The organism is Streptomyces sp. NPDC006655 (genome assembly GCF_040703965.1).
In the GTDB taxonomy this organism is placed as follows: Bacteria; Actinomycetota; Actinomycetes; order Streptomycetales; family Streptomycetaceae; genus Streptomyces.
The window spans coordinates 92,641-106,141 of the sequence record NZ_JBEYJU010000015.1 but is presented as its reverse complement, the minus strand read 5'-3'; the positions used below and the strand labels follow the sequence as shown (position 1 = coordinate 106,141).

The window sequence follows — 13,501 nt, the reverse complement described above, 5'->3', positions numbered from 1 at the left end:
CGTCGCGGCCGCGGCTGCTGAAGGCCAACGAGGTGAGAGTGTACGTGCTCCATGGCGCCGCGTCGAACAGAAAGCGCCAGTCCGGGGCAGTCGCACCGAAGATCGTCCTGGCCGGGGGCCGGATCCGCACGCTTGTTCATGGTTCGGCCCGAAGCTGTTCAGTCTGTGAAACCGGCGTGCCGGGCAGGTTTCCGGTCTGAAACGATGGGTGCATGAGCGCTGCAACCCCTCCCACCGAGCGCCGGGTCTCCGCCCGAGTCGGCGCGATCTCCGAGTCCGCCACCCTCGCCGTGGACGCCAAGGCCAAGGCCCTGAAGGCCGCCGGGCGCCCGGTGATCGGCTTCGGCGCCGGTGAGCCCGACTTCCCGACCCCGGACTACATCGTCGACGCCGCGATCGAGGCCTGCAAGAACCCGAAGTACCACCGGTACACCCCGGCCGGCGGTCTGCCCGAGCTGAAGGCCGCCATCGCCGCGAAGACGCTGCGCGACTCCGGCTACGAGGTCGACGCCTCCCAGGTCCTGGTCACCAACGGCGGCAAGCAGGCCATCTACGAGGCATTCGCCGCGATCCTCGACCCGGGCGACGAGGTCATCGTGCCCGCCCCGTACTGGACGACGTACCCGGAGTCCATCCGTCTCGCCGGCGGTGTCCCGGTGGAGGTCGTCGCCGACGAGACCACCGGCTACCGGGTCTCCGTCGAGCAGCTGGAGGCGGCCCGCACCGAGAAGACGAAGGTCGTGCTGTTCGTCTCCCCGTCGAACCCGACCGGCGCGGTCTACAGCGAGGCCGAGACCGAGGCGATCGGCCGCTGGGCCGTCGAGCACGGCCTGTGGGTCCTCACCGACGAGATCTACGAGCACCTGGTCTACGGCGACGCGAAGTTCACCTCGCTGCCGGCGATCCTGCCCGAGCTGCGCGACAAGTGCATCGTCGTCAACGGTGTCGCCAAGACGTACGCCATGACCGGCTGGCGGGTCGGCTGGCTCATCGGCCCCAAGGACGTCGTCAAGGCGGCCACGAACCTCCAGTCGCACGCCACCTCGAACGTGTCCAACGTGGCGCAGGCCGCCGCCCTGGCCGCCGTCTCCGGCGACCTGGACGCGGTCGCGAAGATGCGCGAGGCCTTCGACCGGCGCCGCAGGACGATCGTCCGGATGCTCAACGAGATCGACGGCGTCCTGTGCCCGGAGCCCGAGGGCGCCTTCTACGCGTACCCGTCGGTCAAGGCCCTGCTCGGCAAGGAGATCCGCGGCCGGCGCCCGGCCTCCTCGGTGGAGCTGGCCGAGCTGATCCTGGAGGAGGCCGAGGTCGCGGTCGTACCCGGCGAGGCCTTCGGCACGCCCGGCTATCTGCGGCTGTCGTACGCGCTCGGGGACGAGGACCTCGCCGAGGGCGTGAGCCGGATGCAGAAGCTGCTGGCCGAGGCGAAGGACTGACGTCCTTTCACGCTCCACGCGCGCGCGGGCCGTCTCCCACCGGGGAGGCGGCCCGTTCTCGTGTGCGAGCAAGGCCACTAAAGGGCAATCGGCTACCGGTACGGCGGGTGCGTACGGCAGGATCCTGGAATGGAGCACGTACGTGATGTCTCTGAGCTGCCCAAGGCTCACCTGCATCTGCACTTCACCGGTTCGATGCGGCCGGGCACCGTCCTGGAACTGGCCGACAAGTACGGCGTACGCCTCCCCGAGGCGCTCACCGATGCTCTGACCAGCGGCGAACCACCGAGGCTGCGGGCCACCGACGAACGCGGCTGGTTCCGTTTCCAGCGGCTGTACGACGCCGCTCGCTCCTGCCTCAGAGAGCCCGACGACATCCGGCGTCTCGTGCGGGAGGCCGCCGAGGAGGACCTGCGGGACGGCTCGGGCTGGCTGGAGATCCAGGTGGACCCGACGTCGTACGCCCCGCGCCTGGGCGGTCTCATCCCGGCCCTGGAGATCATCCTGGACGCGGTGGAGACGACGTCCCGGGAGACCGGGCTCGGCATGCGCGTCCTGGTCGCCGCGAACCGTATGAAGCACCCCCTGGACGCGCGCACGCTGGCCCGCCTCGCGGTGCGGTACGCGGACCGCGGTGTGGTCGGCTTCGGTCTCTCGAACGACGAGCGGCGGGGCATGGCCCGGGACTTCGACCGGGCGTTCCACATCGCACGCGAGGGCGGCCTGCTGGCGGCTCCGCACGGCGGGGAGCTGACGGGCCCCGCGTCGGTCCGGGACTGCCTGGACGACCTGCACGCGTCCCGGATCGGGCACGGCGTGCGGGCGGCGGAGGATCCGCGGCTGCTCAAGCGCCTGGCGGACCGGGAGATCACCTGCGAGGTGTGCCCGGCCTCCAACGTGGCCCTGGGCGTCTACGAGAAGCCCGAGGACGTCCCGCTGCGGACCCTCTTCGAGGCAGGCGTCCCGATGGCCCTGGGCGCCGACGACCCCCTGCTGTTCGGCTCCCGGCTGGCGGCCCAGTACGACATCGCGCGCGTGCACCACGGTTTCACGGACGCGGAGCTGGCGGAGCTGGCCCGGCAGTCGGTACGGGGCTCGGCGGCGCCCGAGGCCATGAAGGCGGAGCTGCTGACGGGCATCGACGCCTGGCTGACCGCCCCGCCGAACTGATCCCGCGGTGGGCCTCCCGGGCCTTTCACCAGGGCCTTCGGAAGTGGGCGCACGGCGGGTACGCCGTGAAGCGGACCGGTACCTCGACGGGGTGCCCGCCGCCGGACGGCTGCTTCGCCCCGGGCAGTGCCGCCACGAGTGCCGCGCGTCCCTGGATCACGCCCTTTTCTGCCGCGGGCCCCTGGATCACGCCCTTCTGCCGCGGGCCCCAGCCGGCTGCTCGGGCCGGCACGGCGGCCTCGACGAGGGCCGCGGGCCGCCGGGGTGCCTCTAGAGGCTGACGCCGACGGTCACCGGCTCGTTGACGAGGGTCACTCCGAAGGCCTGGTGGACGCCCGCGACGACCTCGCGCGCCAGCTCCAGCAGATCCTCGGTCGTCGCGCCGCCGCGGTTGGTCAGCGCCAGCGTGTGCTTGGTGGAGATCCGGGCCGCTCCGCTGCCGTATCCCTTGCCGAACCCGGCCTTGTCGATCAGCCATGCCGCCGAGGTCTTGGTGCGTCCCTCGCCCGCCGGGTAGGCCGGCGGCTCGACCTCTTCGCCCAGCCGCTCCCGCACGCGCGCGTGGAAGTCGGCGAACTGAGCGTCCGTGAGGATGGGGTTGGTGAAGAAGGACCCGGCGGACCAGGTGTCGTGGTCCTCGGGGTCCAGCACCATGCCCTTCCCCGCACGCAGCTTCAGCACGGTCTCCCGGGCCTCGGTCAGCGGCACCCGGTCCCCCGGCTCCACGCCGAGCGCCCGCGCGGCTTCGGCGTACCGCACCGGCGCCGACAGTCCGTCCGCGTCCTCCAGCACGAAGCGGACGCGCAGCACGACATACCGCTCGGGGTCGTCCTTGAACCGGCTGTGCCGGTAGGAGAACGCGCATTCCTCATTGGTGAGCGTCACGGTCTCACCGGCCCGGCGGTCGTACGCGATGACCTCGGCGATGGTCGAGGACACCTCCTGGCCGTACGCTCCCACGTTCTGGATCGGTGTGGCGCCCGCCGAGCCCGGGATCCCGGCGAGGCACTCCACGCCGGCCAGGCCGGCCTCTACGGTGCGGGCGACCGCGTCCGTCCACACCTCGCCGGCCGCCAGCTCCACCGTCGTGCCGCGCAGTTCGAAGCCGGTGGTGGCGATGCGCAGGGCCGTGCCGTCGAAGCCCTTGTCGCCGATGACCAGGTTCGATCCGCCGCCGATGACGAGCAGCGGGGTCCCGGTGTCGTCGGCGGCGCGGACGGCGGCGATCACCTCGGCGTCGGTGACCGCGGTGACCAGCCGGGTGGCGGGGCCGCCGAGCCGGAAGGTGGTGAGGGGGGCGAGGGGGGCGTCGTGGAGTTCCTGCACGGGCCCAAGACTACGAGACGCCACCGACAGCCCCGCCTTCCCGATCCGCACGCGCGCGTGGGGGCCCCGTCCGCCGGAACGGGGCCCCCACGCGCGCGTGCCGTCAGCTGCCGACGGCCGCCGGCTCCGGCGCGGACCCCATCTCCACGACGGTCCGCGTGGCCCGGCGCCGGCCGGGGATCAGCAGTGCGGCGACCCCGGCGAGGGCGACGGCCGCCGAGCCGGTCACCAGGGCGGGCCGCAGTCCGTCCACGAAGTCCTGGGCGCCGGCGTAGCCGCCCTGCGCGGAGAAGATCGACGACATGACCGCGACACCGAGTGCCCCGCCGACCTCGCGGAGCGCGTTGTTGGCGCCGGACGCGATGCCCTGTTCCTGCGGGCGTACGGCGGACATCACCAGGTTGGCGGCGGGGGCGAAGTACAGGGCCATGCCGATCCCGCTGATGACGAGGCCGGGCAGCTGGGCCGTGTAGGAGGCGTGCGCGGTGACCACGGAGGCGAGGTAGCCGAGGCCTGCGGCCTGCAGGAAGAGCCCGGCGGCGACGACCGGACGGCCTCCGATCCGGTCGGAGAGGATGCCGGCGACGGGCGCGACGATCATCGGCATGCCCGTCCAGGGCAGCATCCTGAGACCGGCCTCGGTGGGCGAGTAGCCGAGCACGCCCTGCATGTACTGGCTGAGCAGGAAGATCGATCCGAACATCCCGAGGAACATCAGCAGGCTGGCCGCGTTGATCCCGGAGAAGGCGCGGGACCGGAAGAGCCGCATCGGCAGCATGGGGTTTCGGGCGCGGCTGCCGTAGAGCACGAATCCGGCGAGCAGCGCGGTGCCGGCGAACAGACCGGTGAGCACGAGGGGGCTGGTCCAGCCGTCGGCGGGGCCGCGCACCAGGCCGTAGACGATCCCGAAGAGACCGCCGCTGGCGAGCAGGGTGCCGGGTATGTCGAGCGGGGCTCCGGTGCCGTACGACTCGGCGAGCCGGAGGCGGGCGAACGGCAGTACGGCGACACCGAGCGGGACGTTCAGCCAGAAGATCCAATGCCAGGACACGTGCTCGGTGAGGCTGCCGCCGATGAGCGGCCCGGAGGCGACCGCGAGCCCGTTGACGGCTCCCCAGATGCCGTACGCCATGCCGCGCCTGGCCTCGGGTACGGCAGCCGTCAGCAGGGTGAGGGTGAGCGGCATCATGATGGCCGCGCCGACACCCTGGACCGCGCGGGCGGCGATCAGGGAGTCGATGCCGGGCGCCAGGGCCGCGGCGGCGGAGGCGCCGGTGAAGACGGTGAGGCCGACGAGGAAGAGCCGGCGCCGGCCGAAGCGGTCGCCGAGGGCGGCGCCGAACATGAGCAGGACGGCGAAGGTGAGCGTGTAGGCGCTCACGGTCCATTCGAGGTCGTCCAGGGCTCCGCCGAGGTCCTTGCGGATGGAGGGCAGGGCGGTGGTGACGACGAGGTTGTCGAGGGACGCCATGAAACCGGCGACACCGGTGATGACGAGTGCCCATACGGCGCCGCGACGTGCGGTCTGCCGTTCGGTCGGCTGAGCGGTTCGCTGTGTTGTCTCTTGTGACATCGCTCCCCCAGAGCGTGGCCTGTGACGGCAGATTAGTTATTGCTCACTAAGTTTTTGGCTCAGAAAAAAACACCGGACGGGACGCATGAACCGCCCCTCCGTCACCCCTGCTCTTCTCCGGCCGTCCGACAACCCGGGGCGTCCTCATACATCCCCTGCCAGACCTGGTGCTCGGCCGGAAACCCCATGGCCGTGTAGGTGTTGATGAGCATTCCCTTGGCCAGGAAGGTCGTGGTGCGGTCGACGTCGGCCCCGGAGAGCAGGTGCACCGTCTCCCAGAGCCGCGTCCAGCCGGCCCGCACCAGCTCACCGAACGCGTGCTCCCCCTCCGCCTCCGCGGCCGCGACGGTGATGTACGTCTGCATCTGCATCTGGAGCCACTCCGGCCGCTCCTGGATCTGCTGCACATACGCCTCACCCATGGCGTGCAGGGCTTCCTGCCCCGACAGCCCTTCGGCGGCCTTCTCGAAGACCTCGCGCATCTCGTCGATACAGAGCAGCGAGGCGGCACCGAAGATGGCCTTCTTGCCCGGGAAGAGCCGGAAGAGATACGGCTGCGAGACGCCGACCCGCTTGGCGATCGCCTCGGTGGAGGTGCCGTAGTAGCCCCTCTGCGAGAACTCGGCGATCGCCGCGCGGATGACGCTCTCGCGTCGCTCCTCAGCACTCATCCTGACCATGCGACGAAGTTAGTACTCAATCACTAACTTCGTCAAGGGGTCGCCTGCGCTGCCGACAGGAGCCCGCGGTGGCCCTGTCGGCGCCCCCTCGGCGTCACGCTGCGTAAGGAGCGCCCGCAAGGGAGAGCGCTCCTTACCCCGCCGCGACCACCGCTGTCGCTTCGGACGGCCAACTCTCAGCCGAGTCGCACGACCGCCCGCGACATGCCCAGCACCTTCTGCCCGGCGCTCGTCGCCGTCAGGTCGACGCGCACCGTGTTGTCGTCGAGCTTGGCCGCGACCTTGCCGCTGACCTCGATCAGGGCGCCCTGGTCGTCGTTCGGGACGACGACGGGCTTGGTGAAACGGACGCCGTAGTCGACTACCGCACCCGGGTCACCGGTCCAGTCGGTGACCACGCGGATCGCCTCGGCCATGGTGAACATGCCGTGCGCGATGACGTCCGGCAGCCCGACCTCCTTGGCGAACTTCTCGTTCCAGTGGATGGGGTTGAAGTCCCCGGAGGCGCCCGCGTAGCGCACCAGGGTGGCACGGGTCACGGGAAAAATCTGCGTCGGCAGTTCGGTGCCGACCTCGACGTCCTCGTACGCGATCTTCGCCGTCATCGGATCCTCACGCCTCGCCTTCTGCCGCGTCCGCCGCGCGGGCCACCAGCTTGGTGAGCGCGCTCACCACGAGCTCGCCCGTCTCGTCGTGGACGTCTCCGCGGATGTCGATGATGTCGTTGCCCGCGAGCGACTTGACGGCCTCGATGGTCGAGGTGACGCTCAGCCGGTCACCGGCGCGCACCGGGCGCCGGTAGGCGAACTTCTGGTCGCCGTGCACGACCCGGCTGTAGTCCAGGCCGAGCTGCGGGTCCTCGACGACCTGTCCGGCCGCCCGGAAAGTGATCGAGAAGACGAAAGTCGGCGGGGCGATCACATCGGAATAGCCGAGCGCCTTGGCGGCTTCCGGGTCCGTGTACACGGGGTTGGTGTCGCCCACCGCCTCGGCGAACTCACGGATCTTCTCCCGGCCCACCTCGTAGGGCTCGGTGGGCGGGTAGGTCCGTCCCACGAAGGACTGGTCGAGCGCCATTGGCCCGGCACCTCCTGATGTCTGCTGTGCTGCCCCACAAAGTAGCGGGAAGCCGGCTGCCGAAACGCCGTGAGGCCGCCCCCGAACCGGGGACGGCCTCACGAACGAGCCTGTAGTTATCGCGTTTCGCGGTGCGCAGTGTGCGCGTTGCAACGCGGGCAGTGCTTCTTCATCTCAAGACGGTCCGGGTTGTTACGCCGGTTCTTCTTGGTGATGTAGTTCCGCTCCTTGCACTCCACGCAGGCCAGCGTGATCTTCGGGCGGACGTCGGTGGCAGCCACGTGAGTGCTCCTAAGACGAACGGATGGACTTGATTCAACGCAAGAAAGAGTAGCCGATCGAAGGACCGACCCCGCAATCGGCTACTGTCAGTAGCGGTGACCGGACTTGAACCGGTGACACAGCGATTATGAGCCGCTTGCTCTACCGACTGAGCTACACCGCTTTGATGAGATCAGCCCCGCCTTACGGCGGGACCTCTCACACCAGAGCCCCAATACGGAATCGAACCGTAGACCTTCTCCTTACCATGGAGACGCTCTGCCGACTGAGCTATTGGGGCGAGCGATGAAGACATTACACGCTCGGCCGCCGTTCACCCAAATCCGTTTCCCGCCGCCCTTCCCGGCCCGTTCCGCACGGCTCCCCGCCACCTCCCGGCAGCCCCTCGGGCCCCTTCCGACGCTCCCCACGCGCGCGTGCCCGACCCGTTCCTCGCAGGTCCGACGGCTCCGGTACGACTATTGCGCTCCTCCCGGCCCCGCGCCCGCCGTCAGCCTAGGCTCGACTCACTCTGCGTGATCTTGAGTCCCCCGCCTGGACCGACCTCCATGGAGCGCGATGCCCGACAGCCAGCCGCAGCCGCCCTCGTCGTCCAACTCCTCGGGTTCCTCGGGCCACTCCGACCCGGCCGCGCTCCTCCTGTGCGGCGCGCGGCTCACCGACGGCCGGACCGTGGACGTACGGCTGGGCGGCGGGCGCATCGAGGCGGTCGGCACGGCCGGCAGCCTCGCGTCGGGCCTCGCCCGCGCGGGCGGCACGCGCGTGGACCTCAGCGGCTACCTCCTCCTCCCGGCCCCGGCCGAACCGCACGCCCACGCGGACACCGCGCTCTCCGCCGAGCACGACGGCCCCGTCACGTACGAGCCCGAGGACGTCCAGCGCCGCGCCACCGAGGCGGCTCTGCTGCAGCTCGGGCACGGTGCGACGGCGGTGCGCGCGCACGTGCGCGTGGGCGACGTCCAGGGGCTGGGCGCACTGGCCGCGGTCCTCCAGGCACGCCGCTCGCTGCGCGGGCTCGCCGAGCTCACGGCCGTCGCGATGCCGCGCGTGCTGACCGGGCTCGCGGGCGCCGACGGGCTCGCGATGCTGCGGGACGCCGCGAAGATGGGGGCGTCCGTGATGGGCGGCTGCCCCGACCTCGACCCCGACCCCACGGGCTATGCGGAGGCCGTACTGGAGGTGGCCTCCGAGCACGGCTGTCCGGTCGACCTGCACACCGACGCGACAGACCCCGCCCGGCTGGCCAGGCTCGCGGCGATGGCGGGCGGTATGCGCCCCGGCGTGACCCTCGGCCCGTGCGCCGGGCTCACGCGCCTGCCCGCCGAGGCGGCGGCCCGGGTCGCGGACCAACTCGCCGCGGCGGGCGTCACCGTGGTGTGCCTGCCCCAGGGCGGCTGCGGTTCCGTCGACCGGCGCGGTACCGCTCCGCTACGGCTGCTGCGCGCGGCCGGGGTACGGGTCGCCGCCGGCAGCGGCGCCCTGCGCGACCTCTCGAACCCCGTCGGCCGCGGCGATCCCCTCGAAGCGGCCTACCTCCTGGCCTCCCGCCACGGTCTGCGCCCGGAGGACGCCTACGACGCCGTGAGCGCGTCCGCCCGCGCGGCCCTCGGCCTCCCCGAGGTCCGCGTCGAGGCCGGCTTTCCCGCCGAGCTCCTCGCCGTACGCGGCGACCACCTGGCGGGCGCGCTCTCCCTCGCCTACAGCCGGATCGTGGTGCACCGGGGGCGCGTGGTGGCACGCACGAGCGCGGTCCGCGAGTACTGCAACTCGGCGGTGGCCGCAGAGCTGGGACTGCCACGGCAGGGGCGGGGAGAGTTGTCCTGAGGGAGCGCGGGGAGGGGGGCGCGCTCTGGGGGGCGCGGCGGGCGTCCTGGAGGGCGCGCGTGCTGGGGGGGCGCGCGTGCTGGGGGGCGCGCGTGCTGGGGGCGGGAGATGGAAGAACGCTTGCTGGGGCGGCGCGGCGGGCTTCCGGGACCGGGACGGCAGGTAGACGCGGCGCAGGCATGGGTCTCGGTGCGTGGGCGGGGGCGGGGGCGCGGGTACGAGCCCTCGGCGTGTAGGCGGATGCGCGGGCGCGCGCGGCGCGAAGAGGCACGCGCGCAGGAGCAAGTTCGGATCCCCCGGGAGCTGCCGCGGGAGACACCTCCGTAGGACCACGCGTACGAGTGGGGCGTATGAAGTCGTGCGGCGGATGCGGGGCTTCGGGCGTACGGTCGGAAACATGCGCATTGTCATCGCTGGTGGTCATGGTCAGATCGCGTTGCGGTTGGAGCGGCTGCTCTCCGCGCGTGGAGACGAGGTCGCGGGGATCATCCGGAAGGCCGAGCAGGGCGACGACCTGCGGGCGGCCGGCGCCGAACCGGTGCTGCTCGACCTGGAGTCGGCTTCGGTGGAGGAGGTCGCGGCGCACCTGGAAGGGGCGGACGCTGCGGTGTTCGCGGCCGGAGCGGGTCCCGGCAGCGGCACGGCCCGCAAGGAGACGGTGGACAAGGATGCGGCGGTGTTGTTCGCGGACGCGGCCGTGCGCGCGGGCGTACGCCGGTTCGTGGTGGTCTCCTCGATGGGCGCGGATCCGCAGCACAGGGGCGACGACGTCTTCGACGTGTACCTGCGGGCCAAGGGTGCGGCCGACGCTCACATCACCCGGCAGGACGCCCTGGACTGGACCGTCCTGCGCCCCGGCGCCCTGACGGACGAGCCGGGCACGGGCCTGGTGCGCCTGGAGGCGCACACGGGCCGGGGTGCGGTCACGCGCGACGATGTGGCCGCCGTGCTGGCAGAGTTGGTGGACACCTCGGCGACGGCCGGGCTGACCCTGGAGCTGATCGGCGGGTCGGTGCCGGTCGCGGTGGCCGTGAAGTCGGTGGCCGGGAACTGAACTCGCCACCCGCCCGTTCGTGCTGTTGAGGGCTGCCGGTTGAGGGCTGCCGCTCGGGGGGTTCAGAACAGCGGCAGCTGTCCCGGGAAGTCCGGCACCAGGTATCCGTCCAACGAAGGCTGGGCCGCCCCGAGTTGAGCTTGCCGCCGCGAGCCGGTGCAGGAGACGAGGTCGCCGGTGCCGCGCGCGCCGGGCGGGTCGTGCCGTGCGAAGCGACCCGCGACGACGGCGATTTCGCGGTGGCACACCGGACAGGTTCTGCGACGGAAGGACATGTGTTCAGTGTGCCCCGGGGCGCGGCGCGCGTATCGGGGACCGCGGGGCTCACCGGGGTGACGCGCCCTCACCGGTGCCCCTCCGGCACCGGCACGGTCGGCCGCCTGGTGTGGAACATGTCACGCCGTCCCTGGACACGACCGCGTCATACGAAAAGACCCCTCCTGATCTGCGTTTCCGCAGTCCAGAAGGGGTCTTCCCCGAAGTGGCGGCGCCAGGATTCGAACCTGGGAAGGCTGAGCCGGCAGATTTACAGTCTGCTCCCTTTGGCCGCTCGGGCACACCGCCGGGGTTTGCCGCCGGGTCGAACCGCTGTTCCGCGGTGCTCCCTGGCAACGACGTAAACAATACCCGATCCCGAGGGGTGCTCCGCCACTCGATTGATCGGCGCCCACGGGACGCGGGGTGGCTAGGCTGGTGCGGATGCGCCCCGGTCTCCACGCCGGGCCCCACGGCCGCCGCGACGCGCCGGAACGCATCCCGATACCCCCGATACAAGGAGCCACAGGACATGGCCGACTCCAGTTTCGACATCGTCTCGAAGGTCGAGCGGCAGGAGGTCGACAACGCCCTCAACCAGGCCGCCAAGGAGGTCTCGCAGCGCTACGACTTCAAGGGCGTGGACGCCTCGATCTCCTGGTCCGGCGAGAAGATCCTGATGCAGGCGAACTCCGAGGAACGGGTCAAGGCGATCCTCGATGTCTTCCAGTCGAAGCTGATCAAGCGCGGCATCTCGCTGAAGGCGCTGGACGCGGGCGAGCCGCAGCTCTCCGGCAAGGAGTACAAGATCTTCGCGTCGATCGAGGAAGGCATCTCCCAGGAGAACGCCAAGAAGGTCGCGAAGATCATCCGTGATGAGGGCCCCAAGGGTGTGAAGGCCCAGGTTCAGGGCGACGAGCTGCGCGTCAGCTCGAAGAGCCGTGACGACCTCCAGGCCGTGATCGCGCTCCTGAAGGGTCAGGACTTCGACTTCGCCGTCCAGTTCGTGAACTACCGGTAGACACGACCGGCCGGGGCACGCGAGAGGATGGGCGCCCCTTGGCGCCCACCCTCTCCTCTGCCCTCTCCTCTGCCGTCGGGGATCACCGCACTCAGTCGCGCGAGTTCCCGAACAGGAGTCGATAGGCGATCAACAGCACCAGCGAGCCGCCGATCGCCGCCAGCCAGGTCGTGCCGTCGTAGAAGTCCTTGGTGAAGGGGTGGTCAAGCCACCGGGCCGAGATCCAGCCGCCCAGGAACGCACCCACGATGCCGATGAGGGTCGTGCCGATGAAGCCGCCGGGATCGCGACCCGGCAGCAGGAATTTGGCTATGGCGCCGGCCAACAGTCCCAGGATGATCCAGCTGATGATGCCCATGTCCTGAACCTGCCCTTCCGCGCTGTGTTCGCGCTGTCCCGGCCCTGTGATCTCCATCCCGGCCGGCTGTTCCGGACAGGATGTCCGAGCCGTCCGCAGGTGTCCGTCGCGCGACTGTTCGTGCCCTGTCGATAGCCAGGACGCTTCCGCGATGCCAGGCGGTTGCGGCGATCAGTAGGGTGCGGCGCATGACTTCCTCACCCGCGGGTCTGCGGCGCACGCTGGGCGTGCGCGACGCGGTGGTCGTCGGCCTCGGCTCGATGATCGGGGCCGGTGTGTTCTCGGCGCTGGGTCCGGCGGCCCGCGCGGCCGGGGCCGGGCTGCTGCCGGGGCTGGCCGTGGCGGCTCTGGTCGCCTACTGCAACGCCATGTCCTCGGCCCGCCTCGCCGCCCGCTATCCCCAGTCCGGCGGCACCTACATCTACGGCAGGGAGCGGCTCGGCGCCTTCTGGGGGTACCTCGCGGGCTGGGCGTTCGTCGTCGGGAAGACGGCGTCCTGCGCGGCGATGGCCCTGACCGTCGGCGTGTACGTCTGGCCCGGCCAGGCGCATGCCGTGGCGGTCGCGGCCGTGGTGGCGCTGACCGCGGTGAACTACGGCGGCATCCAGAAGTCGGCGTGGCTGACACGGGTGATCGTGGCAGTGGTGCTGGCGGTCCTGGCCGCCGTGGTGGTCGCCTGCCTGACGTCCGGGCAGGCGGACGCCGGCCGCCTGGACATCGGCCTGTCGTCGGGCGTGGGCGGGGTCCTTCAGGGAGCCGGTCTGCTGTTCTTCGCGTTCGCCGGGTACGCACGGATTGCGACTCTCGGTGAAGAGGTGCGCGACCCGGCCCGCACCATCCCGCGCGCTATCCCGCTGGCCCTGGGCATCGCCCTGGTCGTGTACGCGTGCGTGGCCGTGGCGGCGCTCTCGGTGCTGGGCGCGGACGGACTCGGACGGGCGGCGGCGCCGCTGGCCGACGCGGTGCGGGCAGCCGGGGCGCCGGCTCTGGTACCGGTGGTGCGGGTGGGCGCCGCGGTGGCCGCGCTCGGCTCGCTTCTCGCCCTGATCCTGGGGGTGTCGCGTACGACGCTCGCCATGGCCCGCGACGGCCATCTGCCCGCTGCGCTGGCCGCCGTGCATCCGCGCTTCCGGGTGCCGCACCGCGCGGAGCTGGCCGTCGGCGCGGTGGTCGCCGTGGTGGCGGCGACAACGGATGTCCGGGGCGCCATCGGTTTCTCCTCCTTCGGTGTGCTGGCGTACTACGCGGTGGCCAACGCCTCGGCATGGACGCTCGACCCGGCCCCGCGCGCCCGTGCGGTCCCGGTGGTCGGCCTGTTGGGCTGCGCGACCCTCGCCTTCGCGCTGCCGCCAGGAGCGGTGGCGGCGGGGGCTGCGGTACTGGCGGTGGGCGCGGTGGCGTACGCCGCACGACGGTGGGTGGCGGCCAGGTAGGCCGGTGGC

General features: G+C 71.4%; 14 protein-coding genes and 3 tRNA genes. 6 read left to right on the top strand and 11 right to left on the bottom strand.

Annotated elements, in window-relative coordinates:
• The first annotated feature begins 212 nt into the window (after positions 1-212).
• Positions 213-1,439 carry a pyridoxal phosphate-dependent aminotransferase gene (locus AB0958_RS12030; protein ID WP_366890255.1) on the top strand — a complete coding sequence of 409 codons (1,227 nt, stop codon included), beginning with the start codon at positions 213-215 and terminating at the stop codon, positions 1,437-1,439.
• Between the two features lie 129 nt (positions 1,440-1,568).
• Positions 1,569-2,609, top strand: a complete 1,041-nt coding sequence (locus AB0958_RS12025; protein WP_366890254.1) for an adenosine deaminase — start codon at positions 1,569-1,571, stop codon at positions 2,607-2,609.
• 270 nt (positions 2,610-2,879) lie between these two features.
• Here the strand turns inward: AB0958_RS12025 and AB0958_RS12020 are convergent, their stop codons facing one another.
• The 8 genes from AB0958_RS12020 to AB0958_RS11985 form a co-directional block, all read right to left on the bottom strand.
• The gene (locus AB0958_RS12020) at positions 2,880-3,935 is read right to left on the bottom strand and encodes a UDP-N-acetylmuramate dehydrogenase (protein WP_366890253.1); all 1,056 of its coding nucleotides are present in this window, start codon (positions 3,933-3,935) and stop codon (positions 2,880-2,882) included.
• A gap of 103 nt (positions 3,936-4,038) precedes the next feature.
• Positions 4,039-5,508 carry a DHA2 family efflux MFS transporter permease subunit gene (locus AB0958_RS12015; RefSeq protein WP_366890252.1) on the bottom strand — a complete coding sequence of 490 codons (1,470 nt, stop codon included), beginning with the start codon at positions 5,506-5,508 and terminating at the stop codon, positions 4,039-4,041.
• A gap of 101 nt (positions 5,509-5,609) precedes the next feature.
• Complete coding sequence (locus tag AB0958_RS12010) at positions 5,610-6,188, bottom strand: helix-turn-helix domain-containing protein (protein WP_366890251.1); 579 nt, start codon at positions 6,186-6,188, stop codon at positions 5,610-5,612.
• Positions 6,189-6,364: 176 nt separating this feature from the next.
• On the bottom strand, positions 6,365-6,793 hold the full coding sequence (locus tag AB0958_RS12005; protein WP_366890250.1) for a MaoC family dehydratase: 429 nt from the start codon (positions 6,791-6,793) through the stop codon (positions 6,365-6,367).
• A 7-nt stretch (positions 6,794-6,800) separates the two neighbouring features.
• Positions 6,801-7,265, bottom strand: a complete 465-nt coding sequence (locus AB0958_RS12000; RefSeq protein WP_358983536.1) for a MaoC family dehydratase N-terminal domain-containing protein — start codon at positions 7,263-7,265, stop codon at positions 6,801-6,803.
• Between the two features lie 116 nt (positions 7,266-7,381).
• Positions 7,382-7,546 (bottom strand): 50S ribosomal protein L33, encoded by a 165-nt coding sequence (gene rpmG, locus AB0958_RS11995; RefSeq protein ID WP_003948671.1) that lies wholly within the window; start codon positions 7,544-7,546, stop codon positions 7,382-7,384.
• Between the two features lie 91 nt (positions 7,547-7,637).
• Positions 7,638-7,710: transfer RNA gene (locus AB0958_RS11990), tRNA-Met, on the bottom strand.
• A 44-nt stretch (positions 7,711-7,754) separates the two neighbouring features.
• A tRNA-Thr gene (locus AB0958_RS11985) sits at positions 7,755-7,827 on the bottom strand.
• 278 nt (positions 7,828-8,105) lie between these two features.
• Between AB0958_RS11985 and AB0958_RS11980 the strand changes: the two genes are divergently transcribed.
• Together AB0958_RS11980 and AB0958_RS11975 are read left to right on the top strand one after the other, a co-directional pair.
• Positions 8,106-9,371, top strand: coding sequence for an amidohydrolase family protein (locus tag AB0958_RS11980; RefSeq protein WP_366890248.1), 1,266 nt, complete (start codon positions 8,106-8,108; stop codon positions 9,369-9,371).
• Between the two features lie 397 nt (positions 9,372-9,768).
• Entirely contained in the window at positions 9,769-10,425 is a 657-nt protein-coding gene (locus tag AB0958_RS11975; RefSeq protein ID WP_366890247.1) for an SDR family oxidoreductase, read from the top strand.
• A 62-nt stretch (positions 10,426-10,487) separates the two neighbouring features.
• Here the strand turns inward: AB0958_RS11975 and AB0958_RS11970 are convergent, their stop codons facing one another.
• Both AB0958_RS11970 and AB0958_RS11965 read right to left on the bottom strand, forming a co-directional pair.
• Entirely contained in the window at positions 10,488-10,700 is a 213-nt protein-coding gene (locus tag AB0958_RS11970; RefSeq protein WP_366890246.1) for a hypothetical protein, read from the bottom strand.
• Between the two features lie 207 nt (positions 10,701-10,907).
• Positions 10,908-10,989, bottom strand: a tRNA-Tyr gene (locus AB0958_RS11965).
• 223 nt (positions 10,990-11,212) lie between these two features.
• On the opposite strand from AB0958_RS11965, the gene AB0958_RS11960 reads away from it, so the two are divergent.
• Positions 11,213-11,701: a YajQ family cyclic di-GMP-binding protein gene (locus AB0958_RS11960; protein WP_366890245.1), complete on the top strand. Its 489-nt coding sequence runs from the start codon at positions 11,213-11,215 to the stop codon at positions 11,699-11,701.
• A 91-nt stretch (positions 11,702-11,792) separates the two neighbouring features.
• Here AB0958_RS11960 and AB0958_RS11955 read toward each other — a convergent pair whose 3' ends face one another.
• Positions 11,793-12,059 (bottom strand): GlsB/YeaQ/YmgE family stress response membrane protein, encoded by a 267-nt coding sequence (locus AB0958_RS11955; RefSeq protein WP_132890236.1) that lies wholly within the window; start codon positions 12,057-12,059, stop codon positions 11,793-11,795.
• A 188-nt stretch (positions 12,060-12,247) separates the two neighbouring features.
• Here AB0958_RS11955 and AB0958_RS11950 point away from each other — a divergent pair, with 188 nt between their 5' ends.
• Positions 12,248-13,492, top strand: a complete 1,245-nt coding sequence (locus tag AB0958_RS11950) for an APC family permease (protein WP_366890244.1) — start codon at positions 12,248-12,250, stop codon at positions 13,490-13,492.
• Positions 13,493-13,501: the final 9 nt, after the last annotated feature.

What these genes read in the sequence shown, in the direction of transcription:
- AB0958_RS11955 (WP_132890236.1), bottom strand. Translation starts at nt 12,059, where the DNA reads ATGGGCATCATCAGCTGGATCATCCTGGGACTGTTGGCCGGCGCCATA.
- AB0958_RS11975 (WP_366890247.1), top strand. Translation starts at nt 9,769, where the DNA reads ATGCGCATTGTCATCGCTGGTGGTCATGGTCAGATCGCGTTGCGGTTG.
- AB0958_RS11980 (WP_366890248.1), top strand. Translation starts at nt 8,106, where the DNA reads ATGCCCGACAGCCAGCCGCAGCCGCCCTCGTCGTCCAACTCCTCGGGT.
- AB0958_RS12015 (WP_366890252.1), bottom strand. Translation starts at nt 5,508, where the DNA reads ATGTCACAAGAGACAACACAGCGAACCGCTCAGCCGACCGAACGGCAG.
- AB0958_RS12030 (WP_366890255.1), top strand. Translation starts at nt 213, where the DNA reads ATGAGCGCTGCAACCCCTCCCACCGAGCGCCGGGTCTCCGCCCGAGTC.
- AB0958_RS11960 (WP_366890245.1), top strand. Translation starts at nt 11,213, where the DNA reads ATGGCCGACTCCAGTTTCGACATCGTCTCGAAGGTCGAGCGGCAGGAG.
- AB0958_RS12010 (WP_366890251.1), bottom strand. Translation starts at nt 6,188, where the DNA reads ATGGTCAGGATGAGTGCTGAGGAGCGACGCGAGAGCGTCATCCGCGCG.
- AB0958_RS12005 (WP_366890250.1), bottom strand. Translation starts at nt 6,793, where the DNA reads ATGACGGCGAAGATCGCGTACGAGGACGTCGAGGTCGGCACCGAACTG.
- AB0958_RS11970 (WP_366890246.1), bottom strand. Translation starts at nt 10,700, where the DNA reads ATGTCCTTCCGTCGCAGAACCTGTCCGGTGTGCCACCGCGAAATCGCC.
- AB0958_RS12025 (WP_366890254.1), top strand. Translation starts at nt 1,569, where the DNA reads ATGGAGCACGTACGTGATGTCTCTGAGCTGCCCAAGGCTCACCTGCAT.
- AB0958_RS11950 (WP_366890244.1), top strand. Translation starts at nt 12,248, where the DNA reads ATGACTTCCTCACCCGCGGGTCTGCGGCGCACGCTGGGCGTGCGCGAC.
- AB0958_RS12000 (WP_358983536.1), bottom strand. Translation starts at nt 7,265, where the DNA reads ATGGCGCTCGACCAGTCCTTCGTGGGACGGACCTACCCGCCCACCGAG.